Below are 20,179 nucleotides of genomic sequence, written 5' to 3' on the forward strand. Positions count from 1 at the left end.
CGCCGGTCCTGGTTGCCACGGTGATCGCCGCCGCGCGCTGCGCTCGGTAGTCGATTCGGCGGCAACCGTTGGGCCGGCAGGGGGTCCACCGGCTGTCCGGGTGATTTTCCCGGCAATACCCCAAACGGCGCAGGGTTGGGCATCTCCGCTGGCTGATGCCGTGATCGGGCCGAGACGGACGGCTACCGTGCGCATCTCAACCCCCGACGCCAGGGTGAAATCTAGGTCAGGGTCTTGCCCTTGGTCTCCGGCAGCGTGAGCACCACCAGGAAGCCGATCACCGCGATCGCCGTGAGGTACCAGAAGAACAGCGTGGACAGCCCGGCGGCGGCCAGCGCGTTGATCACCAGCGGCGCCGTGCCGCCCAGCAGCGCGACCGTGATGTTGTACCAGGCGCCGATGCCCAGCGCCCGCACCTCGGTCGGGAACAGCTCGCTCATCAGCGCCGGCGCGATCGACGTCTGCGCCGTGTACAGGCCCAGTCCCACGCAGAACACCACCGTCAGCCCGGCCAGGCCCGGGCCGATCAGCGTCGACAGCGGCACGCTCAACACCGCCGTCGCCGCGGTGAAGACGAGCATCTGCGGTCTACGGCCGAACCGGTCAGCCAGTGCGCCCAACGGGTACTGGAGCGCGACGAATAGCGCCGTGCCGATCGACAGGGCCAGAAAAACGTCTTGCGCCGCCGCGTGCCGGCTCGTCACCGCGAACGGCGTCAGTGCGCTGAAGTACGTGTAGTAGACCAGCGTCGACACGGCCGTCGTGCCCACCAGCCAGCCCACCGCCTTCGGGTGTTCCCGCAGCGTCGTGCGCAGCGGGTCCTTCACCCGGGTTTTGTTCTGCGCGAACGGTTCCGTCTCCTTGAGCGTGCTGCGCAGCACCAGCCCGACCAGCCCGAGCACGCCGCCCACCACGAACGGGATCCGCCAGCCGTAGGAGGTCAGCATCGGGGTCGACATGGTGTGCGACAACACGTAGCCGAGGATCGAGGCCAGCAGCACCGCCGAACCCGTTGAGATGTAGAAGAAGGCCGAGTACCGCCCGCGGCGCTCCGGCGGCGCGATCTCCCCCAGGTAGGCCGAGGCGTTCGACACCTCACCGCCCAGGGACAACCCTTGGGCGATTCGTGCCAGCAGCAACAGCACCGGCGCCAGCCAGCCCGCCTGCTCGAAGCCCGGGAGGACCGCGATCACCAGCGAGCCGCCGGCCATCAGCAGGATCGTGCCGATCATCGCCGGCTTGCGCCCCCTGGTGTCCGCCCACCGGCCGAGCAGATACCCGCCCAGCGGCCGGAAGAAGAAGGCCAGCGCGTACGTCGCCGCCGTGTTGAGCTGCGCCAGCACGTCGTTGCCGGCCGGGAAGAACACCTTCGCGAAGTAGATGCTGAACGTCGCGTAGATCGTCCAGTCGTACCACTCGATCGCGTTGCCCACGCTCGCGGCGAGCAGGACCCGCACGGGGAGCCGGTGTCGCTGTCCGACCGTTGCCTCAGCCATCTGCCAAGCATGTCCGAACCGGGCGGTTACGCAAGGCATAGGCACGTTATGACGGCCATCAGGGCAGCGGAAGCCGCCGCGACGGCGAAGCCGCCGTGCGGGCCGAAGGCGTCCACGGCCCAGCCGGCGGCCGCCGCGGCGAGGGCGGAGCCGGCGGCGCTGGCCGAAGCCAGCCAGGCGAAGGCCTGGGTCAGCACCGCCCGGTCGACGGCGGCCTCGGCGCTGATCGAGCAGGCGACGATGATCACGGGCACCGCCAGACCGTCAGCGCCAGGCCCATCCCCAGTTTCGAGCTTCTAATACACACCCTCTCCCCGGTATTACGCAAGGCATAGGCACGTTATGACGGCCATCAGGGCAGCTTGTAAGCCGCCGCGACGGCGAAGCCGCCGTGCGGGCCGAAGGCGTCCACGGCCCAGCCGGCGGCCGCCGCGGCGAGGGCGGAGCCGGCGGCGCTGGCCGAAGCCAGCCAGGCGAAGGCCTGGGTCAGCACCGCCCGGTCGACGGCGGCCTCGGCGCTGATCGAGCAGGCGACGATGATCACGGGCACCGCCAGACCGGTCAGCGCCAGGCCCATCCCCAGTTCGAGCGGCGAATCGGCCACGAGCGACGGCAGGCAGCCGACCGTCATCCCGCACGTGACCAGGGCCAACTGCACGCGCGGGGCCGTGCGCCACCGGCGGAGGCCGTAGAGCCAGCCGGCCAGGAGGCTAGCGCTGCTAGATGTCGCGAACAGGACGGTGGCGGAGCCGTGCTCGACGGCGAAGGCGGTCACCGAGATGGGCATGGCGCCGAAGAAGCCGCCGAGGCCCAGGTTGACGCCGACCAGCACCGCGAATCGGGGCCGCAGCAGGGAACGGCCTGGGCTTCTTCGTGCGGCCCTGGTTGGTCGGCGGCGCGGTGCGGCGTTGGGCGGCCAGAGCGAGTCCGCCGGTCCAACCAGGGTGGCGGCCACCGTCGTGCCGACGACCGGGTATCCGATGACGCTGACCAGGGCCGGCCCGGTCAGGTAGGCCAGTTCGTTGGCCAGCGCCTCCAGTGCGAAGGCCGTGGGCAGGGTCTCGGCCGGCAGCAGCGCCGCCCAACGAGCCGCCGACAGGGCCCCGAGCTGGGGAATGGCGGCGCCGGCCAGGATTCCACCGGCCGCCATCACCCAGGTTTCGGTCCCGGTGACGATCAGGGCCACCGCCGCGGCGTGGGCCAGCAGCATGGGCGGCAGCACCCGGGTCTGGCCGTAGCGGTCGGCCAGCCGGGCCAGCTGCGGCCCGGCCACCGCCTCGGCGACGGCGAAACCGCCGGCCACCAGGCCGGCCGTGACGTACGAGCCGGTGCGCTCGTGCACCAGCCAGACGATGCCGAGGCTCGTCATGGCGACGCCGACACGACCGACGGCCGTGGTCAGGAAAAAGGGTGTGCGCAGCAGGGCGCGGTAAGGCACAGCGTGTCCCGTTCGCTGCCGGGCGGGACGCGCCGCACGGGGTCGTCGGCGCCCTGATTCACCGACCCGCGGTCACGCCTGGAACCGTCCACTCGTGGCGCCGGGCGGGGACACTCCCCCGGACGCCGGCTCCATCACCGGACAGAAGCTTCTCTCGACAACTCTCGGGCCCGAGCCTAGGCGGCCGGGCCGAAACGTGTCCAGGTGGGACTTTCCGTGACCGTTTGTCGCCCCTCGGTTGACGGTTGGCCGAAGCGGGCAGAAGTCTGTCGGCACCTGACGAACGGAGAACCCCGGTGCGAGACTTCCTCGATCGGCGGACCCTGCTGCGGTCGGCGGCGCTCACGGGCATCGCGCTCACCGGCGCGGCCCTGGGCGCGGGACCGGCGTTCGGCGTCACCGCGCCGTCCATCGCCGGCTGCGCCGCCTGGGGCGCGCGGCCGCCGGCCGACCCGCTCACCGTGCTGCCGCACAAGCCGGTGCGGATCCTCGTGCACCACACCGACACCCCGAACTCCACCGACTACTCGCAGGCGCACGCCTACGCGCTGGCCCGGTCCATCCAGAACCACCACATGGACGACAACCACTGGAGCGACACCGGCCAGCACTTCACCAACACCCGCGGCGGAATCCTGATGGAGGGCCGGCACAACAGCCTGTCCACGCTGCGCGGCGGCACGCAGATCGTGCGGGCCGCGCACTGCCCCGGGCAGAACGACATCGCCATCGGCATCGAGAACGAGGGCAACTACATGACCGCCCAGCCGCCGGCGAAGCTGTGGAACTCGCTGGTGGACCTGTGCGCCTACGTCTGCTCGCAGTACTCGATCTCGCCCAACGCCATCCAGGGCCACCGCGACTATCTCGCCACCGACTGCCCCGGCGACGTCCTCTACAAGATGCTGCCCCAGCTGCGTAAGGACGTCGCCAGAAAACTGGGAGGATGACCATGAGGTTCAAGGCCTTACTGCTCGCCGCCGCCGTGCTGACCGCCCCGGTCGTCATGGCCGCGCCCGCCGCCGTCGCCGCGCCCGCCGCGGTCACGTGCGCCAGCCCCGCCACGAGCAACCCGCACACCTGCGCCCAGGCCGTCACGTGGGCCAAAAACCACGTCGGCGTCACCAGTTCCGACTACAACCACCGCTGCGACCACGTCGTCGCCCTGGCCTACGGCCGCTCGGCCAGCGGCCACGTCAGCGCCGCCGCCCACTGGTCGGCCACCCCGTCCCAGTACAAGCACAGCGGCACCACCGTCCCCGCCGGCGGCCTCGCCTTCTTCAGCATCCCCAACAGTTCCTACGGCCACGTGATGATCTCCATCGGCGGCGGGAAGTTCGTCTCCAACGACATCGTCTCGGCCGGCAAGCTCAGCGAGACCACCATCGCCACCATCCAGACCCGGTGGGGCGGCCACTACCTGGGCTGGACCAACCCCTGGTTCTGACGGATCCGGGGGCGCGGACGGCCGCGCCCCCGGACCGCTCTCAGCGCCGCACCGCCTCGATCTCAGCGAATCGGCTTCTGACGTTGTCGGTGAGCCGCTTCAGACCCAGCAGTTCCAGCACAGCCCGCCGGGAGGCCTCCTCGCCGACGTGCCCGTCCCGCTCGGCGACGTGATCGAGCAGCGCCGCCAACTCGCCCGGCGGCACCTCCTCGAAGGACCGCGGCCCGAGCTGCCGGGTCCGCACCGGCGGCTGGTCGGGCAACCGGTACGTGCGCGGCTTGATCCCGCTCTCCGCAAGCGGATTGTCCTCGACGAGGCGACCCTCGCGGACGGCCTGGGAGATCGCCTTGTTCAGCTCGCCGGCGACCAGCTTGGTGACCCGCACCGCGCCGGACGCCCGGACGTAGGCGGTGTGCAGCCGGTTGCCCAGCACGGGGCCCTCGGCCTCGACCAGATGCACCAGGCCGTCGATCATCTCTCGCCGTGACGCGGTGGCGACCTGGACGACGTCGCCGTCGAACTGCCCGTACGCCATGAGCAGCTCGTCCGGCACGTCCAGGGTTCCGGAGAACTCCGGCTCTGTGTAAGGCCATTCGTTCTCGGCGACCGGGAAGACTGGTTCGAGGACCGGGATTTCCGGCTCGACGACACGGGTTTCCATTGCGGCGGCGGGGTTTTCGACGTCGACGGGCAGCGTTTCGACTTCGCGGGCCGGGGTTTCGACATCCACGACCGCCGACGGGTCGTCCTCGTCCGAGGTCCAGCCGGAGGGATGGATGTCCAGCTCCTGCAAGGCATCCCGCAGCTGCGCCAGGACTCCCGCACCGTCCACGTAGAACTCGGACTCCCGGATGCGGAAGAACCGCCACCCGCATCGTTCCAGGTCCCGCTGCCGGGCCAGGTCACGCTCGTACGCCGCGGGACCGTGCCACGCGTCGCCGTCGCACTCGACCGCCAGCCGGGCTTTGCGGCCCACGACCACCAGGTCGATGCGATAGCCCTCGGCCGAGAACTGCGGCACGACGCGATAGCCCTGGTCGACCAGGCGGTTGAACACCCGCTGTTCGAACAGCGAGTCGAAGGGCTCCACCGGCCGGTCCTCGGGCACGGGCCGGATGCTGTCCTCCGCCCCGGTCACGCGCCCGGCCAACTCGTAGCAGTAGTCCAGCAACTGGAACCGCATGTCCTCGGGATTGCCGAGTTCGGACAGCCGCAGCGAGTGGAACACCCACATCTGGTCCTTGGCCCGCGACGCGGCGACGTTGAAGCGCTGGACGTACATGTCCTGGGTCAGCGCGCTGATCCGCTGGTCGGGCGCGGGCGCCTTGACCATGGACAGGAACATCACGTCGCGCTCGGAGCCCTGGAAGTCGGCCGAGTCCCCGCACCGCAGCTCGCGGGCCTTCCACTCCTCCGGCGGAACGCGCTCCAGCAGGAGCTTCTCGATCCGCTTGGCCTGGGCCCGTCCGAGCAGCGACACGACGCCGAAGGTCAGCCCGTCGTAGCGGGGATCGGCGACGCACTTCTCGATCTGGTCGACGATCGCGTCCGCCTCGACCGGGTTGATCTTGTCGGTGACGCCGAGCTCGTAGCCGTCGTCCAGGAACACCGGCTTGATCGGCTCCAGCCGGTCCGCCCCGTACTGGCGCACCGGCACCAGCCGCACGCCGTCGGGCTCGTAGGCGACGCGGTTGGAGAAGCCGATGATCTCCGGCACGCAGCGCCGGTGCTCGACCAGCGTGATCATGCCCTCGAACCGCATCTTCGCCTCGTCGAACAGGCTGCGCTTGGGGTCCTGCCACGACGCCCGGTACGGGTCGTCCCACAGGTACTGCTGGGCGAGGTCCCGCAGCTGCTGCTGGTCGGTGCCGACCGCGGACGGGGAGACCTGCTTGTCGTCGCCGATGACGACGATCTTCGGCGCGAGGTACTGCAGGAACGTCGCCTCCAGGCCGGCCTGCGAGGCCTCGTCGACGATCACGACGTCGAACATGTCCGGCTGGACGCGGCGGAACTGCTCGGCGATCCGGTACACGGGCATGATCCACACCGGCACCGCCGGGCGGCAGCGCTCCATGGCCACCTTGATGTCGGCCCGGCGCTGCTCGGCGTAGATGCCGGTGCCCTTGCCGAGCGCCTTCATCAGCTGCGCGTACTGGAGCAGGTCGGCCCGAGCCTTGCCGGACAGCCGCTCGGGCGACACGGCGTGGCCCCACGCCCGGTTGGCGGCCAGCTGTTCGACCCGGTCGCGCACCCGTCGTTCGACGGTCAGCACTTCAGCCTGGAGGGCGTTGACGTCCTCGGCGCTGCGCCGCAGCACCCAGGCCCGCGCCACCGTCCAGGCCCACGCCATGTCCCAGTCGGCCAGTCGGACCGTCCAAACAGGATCGTGCGGATCCGCTGCCACAGCCTCGTGTAGGCCGAACAGCGACCGGCCCATCTCGGCGCCGATCTCTTCGCGCCGCCCGGTCAGCCTTCTGACGTCGGTCAATCGGGCCAACCGCTGATGAGCGGTCGCGAAGGCCTCGTGGTCCCGGTTGTCGGCGGCCCGCGCCAAGTCGTGCACACAGGGCGCCGCATCGGCCCACTGTGCCACGTCGGCGATCGTCCGCACGATGTCGAGCAGCGGCGCGGTGGCAGCGGTGCGCGCGTCCGCGGCCCCAGCGGCATCGACCAGCCGGGCATAGGTCTGCACGGCCGCGAGGTCCGTCCAATTAGGACGCGGCAGGCCGATGGCCGCCAGGCTGCGCTCCTCAGCTTCGAGGGCCGCACCCAACGCCAGCACCCGCCGCAGCTGGGCCAGCTCGGTCGCGTGCCACTGCAACCGCTCGCTCAACGTGTCTTCGGCCGGAATACGCACCCAGTCGGGCCACGCCTTGTCCAACGCCCCCAACACCCGGCTGCCCTCGGCCCACGTCAGGAAGACGTCGAGCTGCTCGGTAGCGGTGGGCGGCACGCCATTGACCCGAACCGCCTGGAACAGCGGCAAGGCCAGCTTCACGGCCTTGGGCGCGAACGCACCTGTCCTGGGAGTGCCGTCCGGATTGGTCTTGAGCCGGCCGCCCTCGCCGAGATGCCCGCGCAGCGCGGTGGCCAGGGCGACGAGCGCACCGAGGTCGTCGCCCGCGACGACCTCGGTGAGCGGGTCGAGCCGGTTGACGAGCGGTTCCGCCCGGCCGATCAGCTGCGCGATCTGGTCGCCGCGCGACTGCCAGATGCCCGCGCGCCCGGCGAGCACGTCGGACAGCGCGCCGTCCATCCACTCCTCACGCCGCCGCGCCAGCTCGCCGGCCTCCCGGGCGAAACCGTTGAGCCGCAGGCGAAGCGTCTCCCGGGTGGGCGGGTCGAGCCGGCGGACAGCGTCGAAGGCCGTGTGCCGGCTGAGTTCGCCGAGACTCTCCTCGGCGGTGATCGCCTGCCGCTCCGCGGTCACGAGCGCCAGGAACTCGTCCGGCGCGGGCACGTCGGCCAGCGGCAGCAGCCGCATCCGTGACTCGGGCTCGTCGGCATTGAGCCGGTCGTCGATCAGGCTGCGATGCCAGTTGACGATGTCGTCGGCGCCGAGCGGGGACGGCACGACCTCGGTCACGGCCGTCAGATCGGCGATCCAGCCGTACCGTTCCTGCTCGGCCCGCACCCGCTGCGCGATGGCGGCCAACGTGCCGCGGTAGTCGCCGACCTCATGCTCGGTCACCTCGACGGCGCGAGCGTCGAGCAGCCGTCGGTACAGTTCGGCCCGCTGCCGGTGAAGTTCGTCGATCGTGGCGAGATGGTCGGCGATGGCCCGGTGCGTGCCGGCGGCGTCATGCTCGCTCGCCATGTGGCTGATGCGCTCCACGGCGACCTTCAGGTCGGCCATGTCCGAACGTGAGGAGCCCACGACCGACACCGCCAGCGGGGCGATGGCCTCGGGCAGCTTCGCCCGGACCTCTTTCAGCGCGCGGTCGGTGTGGGCGGTGACCAGCACCCGCTTGCCCTGCGCGAGCAGGTGCGACAGCAACGCCGCGACGGTGTGGGTCTTGCCCGTGCCGGGCGGCCCCTGGACGAGGGTCTGGGCCTTGGCGTCGACCTGCGTGAGCACCCGCAGCTGCCGATCGTTGACCGGCAGCGGCAGAAACGGGTCCGCGTCCAGCTCGACCATGGCCCCGGGCTCGGGCGACAGCTCGGCGGACGGCCGGTGGTTCGGGTCGACCAGCGGCAGCAGCCCGTCGGGGACGGCGCCGGAGTTCTTGATCTGGGCGGCGATCGAGTCGAGGATGTCGACGATCCCCTGGCGTGAACGTCGGCGCAGGACGACCGCCGGGGCGAACGCAGCGACGGCGTGCGGGCCGGACTTCTGCGGCTCGTCCTCGTCGAGGTACGCGGCGTCGCCGTCCAACGCGTGAACCAGACGGCGGAGCATCTCGCCCACCGGTTCGCGCTCGAACACGGCGGCGGTGAGTTCCCGGGCCTCGTTCCTGATCTGCACGACGTGCGGCGGATTGGCCACCAGCCCCGGATCGAGCATGTCCAGCTCGACGCTCATGCCGTCGGCGACATCGGTCTGGTGGACGGTCAGCCGCCCGGTGCTGTCGTCGAAACGAATGGTGGCCGGCACGGTGAGCAGATGCCGGCGAACGGCATGGTGACCGCGCGGCGCCCACGAAAGGCAGCCGACGCCGATGACCAACTCGAGTTCCTCGGCATGCCCGGTCGCGTTGACATAGGCGGAGAACAGATCGTTGTAGAGATCACGGGCCGGTTGGTCGGTGTGCTCCCGCTCGGCCCACTCTGACCAGTCGGTCGCCCATTTCTCGTGTGTGTCACGGATTTCGGGCAGGTCATCCAGTTCGGTGCGCTGCTCGTCCTCGCCGATCGACTCCCGCAGCGCCGGCGGCCTGTCCGGGTCGTGCCAGTCGCCGTCCAGCCAGGGCTCCAGCTCCGGAGCCGGCTCGGGCGGGTCGTGGTGCGCGACCCGTTCGACGTCGAGCAGGGTCTCACCCGGCTCCTCGTCGCGGTGCGCCGTCCGGACGGCCGCGTGGTCGGGCAGCTTTCCGAACCACAGCACCGATTCGTACCGGTCGGTGGTGCGGGGTGGATTCGATTTGAGGTGCTGGCTTCGGGCGAGGAACTCGAAAAGCCGTACCGCCCGATCTGTCGCCGTGCCCTGCGAATGCGAAGCAGCGTCCTCGTGCGGCACAGCCGGCCCCCTTCTCACCCATGAACCACCAGGCTGCTCATCGCCGGTCGGCCGGTCGGCGATACGGCCGAAACCACACCGTTATCGGGTCGGCGGAAATCGGGCGGGAAGACCACACCTTCGGGTGGCGGTGTCAGAGTTGGCTGGGCACACGGCCGCGGGCCGGCGCGGTCAGGCTGAACACGATCACCGGGAGCACCAGCAGGCCGGCGGCCAGGCTGAGGCCGGTGTAGGTGATCAGGGTCAGCACGACGCCGGACAGGGCGGCTCCGATCGCGCCGGTGAGGCTCATCAGAAGGTCGGAGACGCCCTGGACGGCGGGGCGGCGGGCCAGTTCGACGGAGTCGGCGACGAGGGTGGAGCCGGCGACGGTGGACATGGACCAGCCGATGCCGAGGGTGACGAGGGCGACGGTGATCATGGTCATGGAGTCGCCGGAGGTGGCGGCGAAGACCACGGCGAGCACGAGGACGGCCTGGCCGCACAGGACGGTGCGGACGCGGCCCCAGCGGTCGGCGATCCAGCCCATGACGGGCGACAGGGCGTACATGCCGGCGATGTGCAGGCTGATGGTGAGGCCGACGACGGTGAGCGTGGCCCCGTGTTCCTGCATGTGCACGGGGGTCATGGCCATCAGCGACACCATGGTGGCATGGGAGAAGGCCAGGGTGGCGACGCCGAACCGGGCCTGCGGCGAGGACTTGATGACCTCCCAGCCGACGCGCAGGTTGCGGCCGCGGGAACCGTTGCTGGCCAACGGATCGGGCCGCAGCGCGACGAACAGCACGACCACGGCGAGGGCGGCGGCGACGGCGGAGAACACGAACGGGCCGGCCAGCGGGGGAATGCCGAGGACCTCGGCGACCGACGCGCCGGGCTTGGTGAGGTTGGGGCCGCCGACCGCGCCGATGGTGGACGACCACACGACGAGGGCCAGCGACCGGCCGCGGTGGCGGGGATCGGCCAGGTCGGTGGCGGCGAACCGGGACTGGAGATTGGCGGCGGTGCCGGCCCCCATCAACAGCATCGCCGGCAGTGTCAACGGGAACGAGTGCGCCACGGCGGCCGCGATCACCAGCAGCGCGCCGAGCATCGAGACCAGCCAGCCGAGGCTGAGGGCGAGCCGCCGGCCGCGGGCGGCGGCCACCCTGGCCAGGGGTAATGCCCATACGGCGGCGCCGAGCGTGGACATCGTGGACGCGCTGCCGGACCATGCCGCGGACCCGGACAAATCGGCGGCCAGAACCGCGCCGACCGACACCGACGCGCCGATCCCGATGCTGCCGGTGATCTGCGCGGCCACCAACACGCTCAGCGTTCTGCGTTGCGACACGTCTGTGACCTTAGATCGCCGTGCGGTCACGCGTCCCGCTATTACTGGGCCGGCTTGCGGGCCCTCGGTCGCGGCACCCGGTGCCGGGCCACGCCGACCACCACCGGCTGAACGGTCCACAGTGGACCTTCGAGCGCCTGGCGGCCGATGTCCACCGGCTCGGAGTCGTCGTCACCCTGACGCCGGGTCGGCGCGCCTTCGTAGCGCAGGCCCGGCAGCAGGTGCTCGTGCTTCATGATCACGCTGTGGGGCGCGACGGTGGTGTGCTCGCCGACCACCGCGCCGTACAGCGGGACCGTGGCGTCGCCGAGGGTGGAGTTCGCGCCCACCTTGACGTGGCCGATCTTGAGCACGCGGTCCTCGAAGGTGTGCGCCTGGAACATGGCGTTCACCGTTGCGCCGTCACCGAATTCCAGCATGTCCGGGTCGACGATCTGGGCGAAGCCCTCGCCCAGCGCCACCCGTTTGCCGATCTTCATGCCGATCCAGCGCAGGTAGATCGGCAGCAGCAGCGTGCCCTCCAGCGCGGACAGCGGCTTGCTGGCGATGAAACCCCAGGCCACGTAAAGGAAATCCCAGCGGCTGCACCAGCATGACCACAGTGGATGGATGCCTTCCTTGACCCGGCCCAGCAGCGCCCACTTCATCGCCAGCACGGTCAGGCACAGGAAGGCGCCGGTGAGGAAGCCGGCCGCTGGGACGCCGAGGAGCAGAAAGGCCGGCGGGGCGAGGAAAGTCGCGGCTCGTTCGATGGCATACGTCCACAGCGACAGCGCCGCCAGCGGCACGACGGGCAGCGCGAACCGGAGCCACTCCCAGAAGTTCCGGTTGATCACGCGGAGCAGCGACGGCTCGTGGGTCAGCGACCGGTCGACACTGACGATCTCCCGCTGCGGCAGCTCGAACGGCGGATGCCCGAACCAGGAGGTGCCGGGCCGGATGATCCGGTCGTCGGCGACGGTGGAGATGCCGATCAGGATGTCCGGCGGGAGGTGCTGGCCGCTGGCGATCACGGCGTGGTTGCCGAGGAAGGTGTCGGCGCCCAGCTCGACCTCGTCCAGCACGACCACGCCGCGCTGGATCCGCGGGCCGCACAGGTAGATGCCGTCGGCGAAGAACGTGTCGGGGCCGATCGTGACCAGCTCCGGCACGACGTCGATGATCGTGCTGATCTCGCAGCCGGAGCCGACCCTCATGCCGGCGGCGCGCAGCCACACCGGCCAGAAGATGCCGCCCGACAGCCACTTTCCGGCGGAGTCGACCAGCGCGGTCTTCAGCCACACACGGATGTAGGCGACGCTGTACCGGCTGATCACCCCGGGCAGGACCGGGCCGAGGGCGCGCGCCGCGATGGCCTCCAGCGCGACCTCGTACACCAGCGCCAGGCACGCGCAGAGGCCGAGTATGGCCAGTAGCGCCAGGTGGCTGAGCGGATTGGCCAGTGCGTCCAGGAGAGTGTCGTAGGTCAGGTCCAGTTTGGACACGACGAAGGCGCTGACCACCGCGAAGGGCAGGGCCAGCACCAGGCTCAGCAGGCTGCGGCACAGGATTATCGCCTGGCCGTGGCCCTTCGGCGTGAGCGTCGGGCCGGTCGCGGTCGGCGGGTCCTCGGCGCGGCCGGCCGGCTTCGCCGGGGCGCCGTCCCAGCGTTCGCCGTCGGGCACGGCGCTTCCCGTCGGCAGATGGGACAATGCCGACAGCCAGGCGTTGTTGCCGACACAGGCGTGCGGGCCGACGCCGGCGCGGATGTCGATCGTCGAGCCGCTGCCTACTGTCACCGGGCCGATCACGACCTGGCCCTGCTCCAGGTGCACCAGGCCGAGCGAGGCGTCCTGGCTGATCGTCACGTCGTCGCCGAGGTCGAGCAGGTCCCAGCCGCCCTGCTGGAGGTTGACGCCGCGGTGGATGTGCACGCGCTCGCCGATCCTGGCGCCGAGCTTGCGCAGCACGATCGACGTGTACTCGGTGCCGGCGATCGTGCCCCAGGGGATGAAGCGCATGAACTGCCGGACGATCCAGATCCGGACGTGGAACGGGCTCCACACCGGCGTGCGCACCGCCTTGTACTGCCCGATCAGCAACCGCTTGGCCCGCACGGCGATCTCGATGGACAGCGGCGTGACCGCCAGCCGCAGGACGCCGAGGATCACCGGCGTGAGGAAGATCAGCCCGTTCAGGCCGATGTGGTCGGACAGCCAGGGCAGCACCAGGAACACGCCGGCGTACGCCGCGATCGAGCCGAGGACGAGCTCCATCGCCAGCCACAGCGCCTGCACCACGGTCGCGCCGATGACGTCGACGGTGTGCCGTTCTCGTTGGCTTCCTTGAGTTTCGATGTCCGGCACGGCCCGTTCGGTGAGTTTGCCGATCGTGCGGGTCTCGTACAGGTCGCGGACGGTGATCGAGGCGGTGGCCGGGTTCGTGCGCAGCTTGGTGATCAGCATGGCGCCGTTGAGCGAACTGCCGCCGAGGTCGGTGAAGAAGTCGTCAGCCGGGCGGGGAAGCTCGGGGAGTTGCAGCACGGCCTGCACGGATTCGGCGATGAACAACGCGTTCGGATCCGTCGGGCGGTTCGGTATGGCGTGCTTTCTGCTGTGATGTGCCGTGAGGACGGGAAGTTCGGTGCGACGGAGCTTTCCGCCGGCGGTTCTGGGCAGTTCGTCAATGATGCCGAAGGCGCCCGGCATCATGTAGGTCGGAAGGGCCTTGCGCAGCTCGGCCTTGAGCACGTCGACATGCGGCGGTTTGCCGTTGTCGTCCGGGACCACGTGCGCGGCAAGCATTTCCGTGGCGCCCTCGCCCTGCACGCGGCAGGCCGCCTCGCGGATTCCCGGGCAGCGGGCGAGAACGGCCTCGATCGCCTCCAGTTCGATCCGGTAGCCCCGCAGCTTCACCTGCGAGTCGATTCTCCCGTGATAGAAGAAGGTTCCGTCCGGTTCGGCGTGCACGAGGTCGCCCGTGCGGTAGATCCGGCCGAGTTCCGGATGGTCGACGAACTTCTCCTTGGTCAGCTCAGGCTGGTTCAGATAGCCCAGGGCCAGCCCGGCCCCGCCCATGCACAGCTCGCCCTTCTCGCCCTGGACAACGGGTTCCAGCTTGTCGTCGAGGGCGTAGGCCCGCATGCCCGGCACGGGTTGGCCGATGGCCACCGGCTCGCCGGGCACGATGTCCTGGCGCATGCACGTGACCGTGCACTCCGTCGGGCCGTAGCCGTTGACCATGCGGCGGCCGCGCGACCACCGCTCGGCGACGTCGTCGGGCAGGGCCTCGCCGCCGACGTACAACAGCCGCAGGTGCAGCAGTTCCGTGCGCGGATCTTCGCAACCGGTGGCACGTAACAGGGTCGGTGGCGGGCAGAGCACCGTGATGCGCTCATTGCGCAGCCAGGGCACCAGATCCGGGCCCAGCCGCGCGGTCTCGTCGTCCATCGACACCACGGTGGCACCCGTGGCCAGCGCCATCCAGATCTCCTCGACCGAGGAGTCGTAGGCCGGCGAAGACCCTTGTGCCACCCGGTCTCCGGGGCCGAGGTCGAACTCCAGCACATCGCCGCCGACCAGGTTCGCGGCGCCCCGGTGCGGGATCATCACGCCCTTGGGCCGGCCGGTGCTGCCGGAGGTGTAGATGATGTACGCGACGTCGTCCGGACCGGGCGGCTTGGGCAGCGGCAGCGCCGGCGTGGTCAGCGGCAGGTCGACGCGGATGATCGGGCCGGGATAGCCGATGCCGGCCGCCCGCTCCGCGCCGGCGGCGTCGGTCAGCAGCGCCCGCGCCCGGGAATCGCTGAGGATGTGCGTGACCTGGTCGTCCGGGAACGCCGGATCGACGCACACGTAGGCCGCGGCTGCCGTTAGCACCGCTAGCTGCGCCACATACAGGCGCGGCGTGGTGCGACCCAGCATGATCGCGGCCACCGCGCCCCGCCCGACCGCGAGGTTCACCACGCCGGCCAGCAGCTCCGACTCGTGCTTGAGCTCGGCGTAGGTCAGCATCTCGCGGCCGGGCCGGCTCGCCGCCGGCGGCACGTCCACCGCGACGGCGTCCGGCCAGCGCACAACGGCCTGCGCGAAGAACTCGTGCAGGCCGCGCGGCTCAGCGGTGGACGACATTGAGCATGGCGAGCAGATGGTCGGCCAGCATCGGGCGCAGCAGCTCGCGCTCGTCCGCGGTGCGGAACCGGAAGCCCTGGATCCGCCCGCGGCAAGCGCTTGCGCCGCAGTGGCAGTCGAACGGCTCGGCCATCTCGAACTCGGTGCTCTCGTAGTGGAACGTGATCTCCTGCCACGGCTCGATCGGCCGCAGCGCGAAGAAGTCCCGCCCGCGCAGCTGGGCGTTCGGCGCGCAGCTGTGGTTGGTGAAGCGCCAGAAGAAGCGGTCCATCATCTCCTCCGGCGCGTGGCCGCCGGGCAGATCGAGGTGGATTCCCGAGCCCACCTGGACCGAATAGCGGGTCGGCTGCTCGGTGATCTGGCCGTCCACCGCGAAAAGCCGGCTCCCGGTCGGAAAATCGCGTTGGGCGACGAGTTTGAATGCGCCGCCCGTCCGCACGACCGCAAATCCGTCCGTGGCTGTCATCGCCGGGTCCTCCCTGCTCGTTCCCGGTGATGAGTACGTGTCGTCTCGGTGCGCCGGTTCACCGGTGAGCGGGGATCACAACCGGAAATGTCGGACGGAGATTGACTATCCGGGAGGTATCCCCACGGCCGCGACCGCGTCGGCCAGCCGGCGCACGCCGTCGATCAACACCTCGGGCGGCTCGCCGGCGAACGTCAGGCGCAGGTGCGGGGCCGGCGGGTCGGCCGCGTACCAGGGCCGGCCGGCGGAGACGACCACGCCGTGGGCCGCGGCGGCTGCCGTCAGTTCGACGTCGTCGACGCCGTCCGGCAGGCGGACCCACACCTGCATGCCGCCCGACGGGATCGTGACGGGCCGGAGTTGGGGGAGTTTGGCCGCCAACGCCGTGAGCAGCGCGTCTCGGCGGGCCTTCAGCGCCGGCCGCAGCGAGGTGAGGTGACGCTGCCATGCTGGCGATGACAGAAATTTCTAGCGCCGCTAGCTGAAGCGGTCCGGCGACGAAGAAGTCGTCCATGACCCGAGCCGAGCGCAGCCGGGCCCCGGCCGCGCCCCTGGCCCCGATGGCCGCCACCCGCAGCCCCGGCGCCGCCGATTTCGTCAGCGAGCGCAGGTAGATGACGTGGCCGTGGATGTCGTCGGCCGCCAACGGCGGTGGCGGCGTGCCGTCGATGACCAGGTCACGGGCGAAGTCGTCCTCGATGAGGAACGCCCCATGCTTCGCTAGCACCGCTAGAACTTCCGGCCGCCGCTCGCGTGACAGCACCGCCCCGTGCGGATTCGCGTACAGCGGCTGACAGTAGAAGACCTTGGCGCCGGTCCTGGCGAACGCCGCGTTCAGCAGATCCGGCCGTACCCCATCGGCGTCGGCCGGCACCGGCACCACCCGCAGACCTGCGCTTCGCGCCGTGGCGATCGCGCCCAAGTAGGTGGGGGCCTCTACCAGCACCGGGTCACCCGGCTCCGTCAATGCCCGGAACGCCGTTGACAGCGCCGCCTGTCCGCCCGGGCACACCACCATGTCGCCCGCGCGGAACGCCCCGCCGGCCTGCCTCGCGAACCAGGCCCGGAGCTCCTCCCGTCCCTCCACCGGCCCTCGCGCCCAGGCCTCCGGCCTCCGCGCCGCCCGGCCCAGCGCCGCCCCGAGGGCCGCCACCGACTGCAGCTCGGGGTCCAGGTAACCGCCCGACATCGGCACCATCTCCGGCCCCGGCACCGTCAGCAGATCCCGGAGCGACTCGTCGCCCGGCGGCTTCGCCCCCAGCGCCACCGACTGCCACTCCAGGTCCGGCACCTCGCTCGTCGGCCGCCTCGTCGCCGCGAAGGCCCCCTTGCTGGCCCGGACCTCGATAACGCCCTCGGCCGTCAGCCGGCGCATCGCGTGCTGCACCGTCACCGGCGACACCCGCAGCTCCGCCATGATCGTCCGCACCGACGGCAGCCTCCCGCCCGGTCCCACCGTGTGGGCCGCGGCACGAAGCAGTCGGATAACACCCTGCTCCGCGTTATCCTCATTCATGAAAGTAGAGGATAACGTTACTGCCTCCATCCGAGTAACGTCCGGCATCGCGCTCGGTGCCCTCGGCGTCCTGGCCTTCAGCTTCACGCTGCCGATCACCAGGTTCACCGTCGCCTACCTCGACCCCTGGTTCGTCGCCTTCGGCCGTGCCGCCGTCGCCGGTGTGCTCGCCATCGGCTACTTGGCGTTATCCCGTCCGCGGTCGGCGGTTGCTGTGTGGCCGACCGGCGCGCAGCTCCGACGGCTCGTCGTGGTGGCGTGCGGCGTGGTGGTCGGCTTTCCGCTGTTCACCTCCATCGCGCTGACCCAGGCCACTGCCGCTCACGGCGCGGTGGTCATCGCTCTGCTGCCGGCCGTCACCGCCGTATTCGCCGTGGTGCGGGGCGGCGAGCGGCCATCGCCGAAGTTCTGGCTGGCCGCCGGTGCTGGCTTCTTCGCGGTGCTGGCCTTCGTCGCCGTCTCCGGCGGGATGGCCGGCGGCTTCCAGGCCGCCGACCTGTGGTTCCTCGCCGCCGTCGTGGTGTGCGCCCTGGGCTACGCCGAGGGCGGGGCCCTCGCCCGCGACCTCGGCGGCGCGCGGACGATCTGCTGGGCCCTCGTCCTCTCCTTGCCGGTGACCATCCCGGTCGCCCTCGTCAGCGCCCACGAGCTCGCCGCCGCCTCGGCTCTGGCCTGGACCGGGTTCGCCTATGTGGCCCTGATTTCCCAGTTCCTCGGCTTCTTCGCCTGGTACGCCGGCCTGGCCCGCGGCGGCGTCGCCCGCATCGGCCAGATCCAGGCCGTGCAGCCCGTGCTGACCCTCGCGTGGTCCGCGCTCCTGCTCCGCGAACACGTAGACGTCGTCACCGTGGTGGTCGCCGGCGTCGTGCTCGCCTGCGTGGTGCTCACCCAGCGCGCCCGATGACCGGCCCGCGCCGTTTGAGGATCAGGCGGCCGGGACCGGCTGGGGTGCGGGCGGGCCGACGTAGCGGGCGGCGGGGCGGATGACCTTGCCGCCCCCGGCCTGCTCCAGGACGTTCGCGGACCAGCCGATGACCCGGCTGGCGGCGAAGGTCGGCGTGAACATGGAGCGCGGGATGCCGCACTGCTCCATCACGACACCGGCGTAGAACTCGACGTTGGCGTACAGCTGCCGGCCGGGCTTGAGCTCGGCGAGGATCTCGACGATGCGCCGCTCGACGGTGACGGCGAACTCGGCCAGGTCCGGTGCGAAGCCCCTGGCCGCGAGGTCGAGGGCGATGTCCCGGAGCATCCGGGCCCGCGGGTCCTCGGTGCGGTAGACGGCGTGGCCGAAGCCCATGATCCGGTCGTCGGCGGCGACCTTGCCGCGGGCCCAGGCGTCGATCTTGTCGGGTGCGCCGATCTCGTCGAGGCTGTCCAGCGCGCGGTCCGGCGCACCGCCGTGCAGTGGTCCGACGAACGCCCCGATTGCGGCCGAAACCGCGGAGACGACGTCCGAACCGGTGGAGGCGACGACCCGGGCGGTGAAGGTGGACGCGTTGAAGCCGTGGTCGACGGTGGAGACGAGATAGCTCTGGACGGCGGAGACCTGGTTCTCGTCGGGAATCTCGCCGGTGACGAGATAGAGCCAGTTCGCCGCGGCCGACAAGTCCGCGCGAGGTTCCAGAGGCGGAAGTCCGGCGCGCAGGCGGTAGAGCGTGGCGAGGATCGTCGGAGTGACGGCGCTGACCAGCAGTGCGTCGGCGCGACGGCGGGCGGGCGTCGCATCCCACACCGGCGGCAGATCACGGGCGGCGCCGATCAGCGACAACGCCGTGCGCAAACCGGCCAGTGGGCTGAACTTCTCGCCTGCGCGCGCGATGGCCGGCAGCACCTCGCGCACCTCGTCGGGCAACGGGCGCAGCGCGGCGACCTGCTCGGCGAATTCGAGCCGCTCGACGGCGTCGGGCAGCCGGCCCTCGACGAACAGGAACCAGACGTCCTCCAGCGTGCGGGTCCGGGCCAGGTCGATCGCGGGGTAGCCGCGGTAGTGGTAGAAGCCCTCGGCGCCGCGCACGTCACCGAGCTCGGTGGTGGTGACCACGACGTCACGTAGACCAGCTGGTACATCCATGACAACCTCCATCTCGACTGGTCCACTGTTGATTTGACAATCCACTATTGTCAATGTTGATACAGTCAAGATGAGCCGAGGAGTCGCAGGTCGTGGCGAACCCGAGTGACGAGCGTTACCTGACCACCGCCGAGGTCGCGCGCCGACTGGGCGTGAAGGACACGACCGTCTACGCCTACGCCAGCCGCGGCATGCTGCGCAGCCACCGGCTGCCCGGCCGGCGCGGCAGCTTCTTCCGGCAGGACGAGGTCGACGAGTTTGTCGCCCAGGGCCGCGACTCCCGACAGGCCTCGGGCGCCGTCGAGCGGATCCGCACCGAACTCACCCTCCTCGACGACGACCTGCTCTACTACCGCGGCCACAACGTCGGCGAACTCGCGCTGACCGTCAGCTTCGAGGCCGTCGCCGGACTGCTCTGGACCGGCGAACTCGAGAAGACGCGCCAGTTCCCCCGTTACGACTCACTGGTCGACATCGTGCGCACTGCTCGGGCCGGTCTGCCGCCGGAGACCGGGACCGTCGACGCGATGAAGGTCGCGGTCGCGGTTCTCGGCGCCGTCGATCCGCTCCGCTTCGACCTGTCGACGCCGGCCGTCGTGCGCGTCGGGCAGAAGCTCATCGGTGTGCTGGTCGACGCCATGCCCGGCGGTGAGGCCGACGACGCCCGGCTGATCACGCAACGACTCGCCGGCAAGCTCGGCGGCCGCCCCGTCGACATCGGCCTGCTCAACATCGCCCTGGTGCTGCTGGCCGACCACGACCTCGCCGTCTCCACGGTCGCCGCCCGCGTCGCCGCCAGCGCCCGAGCCCACCCGTATGCCGTCGTCTCCGCCGGACTCGGCGCGGTCGACGGCCGGTATCACGGCGTGCAGAGCACTCTGGCCTACCGGTTCCTGAGCGACGCGATGGACAACCCGCTGCGCGCGATCGCCGAACGGCAGCGCGCCGGCGGACTGCCCGGCTTCGGCCACCGCATCTACCAGGCCCACGACCCCCGCGCCGACGTGTTGCTCGGCCTGCTGCGTGGGCATCCGGACGCCGCCGACGTGATGGCCACCGTCGACGCGGTGATCATCGCCGCCGACAGCTTTCCCAACGTCGACCTGGCGCTGGCCGCCCTC

The 20,179-nt window shown here is 70.7% G+C and carries 13 protein-coding genes and 1 pseudogene; 4 read left to right on the forward strand and 10 right to left on the reverse strand.

What is annotated here, in order from left to right:
• Positions 1-221: 221 nt before the first annotated feature.
• The 3 genes from KUTG_RS37785 to KUTG_RS37795 all read right to left on the reverse strand — a co-directional run bounded on the left by KUTG_RS37785 (position 222) and on the right by KUTG_RS37795 (position 2,934).
• A complete protein-coding gene (locus KUTG_RS37785) occupies positions 222-1,496 on the reverse strand; it encodes an MFS transporter (protein ID WP_043723785.1) in 1,275 nt (424 codons plus the stop codon).
• Positions 1,497-1,522: 26 nt separating this feature from the next.
• Positions 1,523-1,750, reverse strand: a complete 228-nt coding sequence (locus tag KUTG_RS37790) for a hypothetical protein (protein WP_043723786.1) — start codon at positions 1,748-1,750, stop codon at positions 1,523-1,525.
• Between the two features lie 98 nt (positions 1,751-1,848).
• Entirely contained in the window at positions 1,849-2,934 is a 1,086-nt protein-coding gene (locus KUTG_RS37795) for an MFS transporter (protein ID WP_084580249.1), read from the reverse strand.
• A 296-nt stretch (positions 2,935-3,230) separates the two neighbouring features.
• On the opposite strand from KUTG_RS37795, the gene KUTG_RS37800 reads away from it, so the two are divergent.
• Together KUTG_RS37800 and KUTG_RS37805 are read left to right on the forward strand one after the other, a co-directional pair.
• Positions 3,231-3,884: a peptidoglycan recognition protein family protein gene (locus KUTG_RS37800; RefSeq protein ID WP_043723789.1), complete on the forward strand. Its 654-nt coding sequence runs from the start codon at positions 3,231-3,233 to the stop codon at positions 3,882-3,884.
• Positions 3,881-4,381, forward strand: a complete 501-nt coding sequence (locus KUTG_RS37805) for a hypothetical protein (RefSeq protein ID WP_198047438.1) — start codon at positions 3,881-3,883, stop codon at positions 4,379-4,381. The genes KUTG_RS37800 and KUTG_RS37805 overlap by 4 nt, the downstream gene beginning before the upstream one ends.
• Before the next feature lie 40 nt (positions 4,382-4,421).
• Here KUTG_RS37805 and KUTG_RS37810 read toward each other — a convergent pair whose 3' ends face one another.
• From KUTG_RS37810 to KUTG_RS66610, 6 genes and pseudogenes are all read right to left on the reverse strand, one after another.
• Complete coding sequence (locus tag KUTG_RS37810) at positions 4,422-9,428, reverse strand: AAA domain-containing protein (RefSeq protein ID WP_232241181.1); 5,007 nt, start codon at positions 9,426-9,428, stop codon at positions 4,422-4,424.
• A 265-nt stretch (positions 9,429-9,693) separates the two neighbouring features.
• Entirely contained in the window at positions 9,694-10,893 is a 1,200-nt protein-coding gene (locus KUTG_RS37815) for an MFS transporter (protein ID WP_043723790.1), read from the reverse strand.
• 41 nt (positions 10,894-10,934) lie between these two features.
• Positions 10,935-15,002, reverse strand: a complete 4,068-nt coding sequence (locus KUTG_RS37820; RefSeq protein ID WP_052395859.1) for a non-ribosomal peptide synthetase — start codon at positions 15,000-15,002, stop codon at positions 10,935-10,937.
• The gene (locus KUTG_RS37825) at positions 14,986-15,468 is read right to left on the reverse strand and encodes an SET domain-containing protein-lysine N-methyltransferase (RefSeq protein WP_043723792.1); all 483 of its coding nucleotides are present in this window, start codon (positions 15,466-15,468) and stop codon (positions 14,986-14,988) included. Before KUTG_RS37825 ends, KUTG_RS37820 begins: the two co-directional genes overlap by 17 nt.
• Before the next feature lie 105 nt (positions 15,469-15,573).
• Complete coding sequence (locus KUTG_RS65430; RefSeq protein WP_255361046.1) at positions 15,574-15,930, reverse strand: aminotransferase class I/II-fold pyridoxal phosphate-dependent enzyme; 357 nt, start codon at positions 15,928-15,930, stop codon at positions 15,574-15,576.
• Between the two features lie 67 nt (positions 15,931-15,997).
• Positions 15,998-17,032 (reverse strand): annotated as a pseudogene (locus KUTG_RS66610) (PLP-dependent aminotransferase family protein); the annotation flags it as partial.
• Here KUTG_RS66610 and KUTG_RS37835 point away from each other — a divergent pair.
• Positions 16,983-17,888: a DMT family transporter gene (locus KUTG_RS37835; RefSeq protein WP_198047440.1), complete on the forward strand. Its 906-nt coding sequence runs from the start codon at positions 16,983-16,985 to the stop codon at positions 17,886-17,888. The pseudogene KUTG_RS66610 and the gene KUTG_RS37835 sit on opposite strands and share 50 nt — an antisense overlap.
• A gap of 21 nt (positions 17,889-17,909) precedes the next feature.
• Here the strand turns inward: KUTG_RS37835 and KUTG_RS37840 are convergent, their stop codons facing one another.
• A complete protein-coding gene (locus tag KUTG_RS37840; RefSeq protein WP_232241182.1) occupies positions 17,910-19,058 on the reverse strand; it encodes a citrate/2-methylcitrate synthase in 1,149 nt (382 codons plus the stop codon).
• A 92-nt stretch (positions 19,059-19,150) separates the two neighbouring features.
• Here KUTG_RS37840 and KUTG_RS37845 point away from each other — a divergent pair.
• The coding region (locus KUTG_RS37845; protein ID WP_043723796.1) for a citrate synthase at positions 19,151-20,179 on the forward strand (1,029 nt) is incomplete at its 3' end.

The organism is Kutzneria sp. 744 (assembly GCF_000568255.1).
GTDB lineage: Bacteria > Actinomycetota > Actinomycetes > Mycobacteriales > Pseudonocardiaceae > Kutzneria.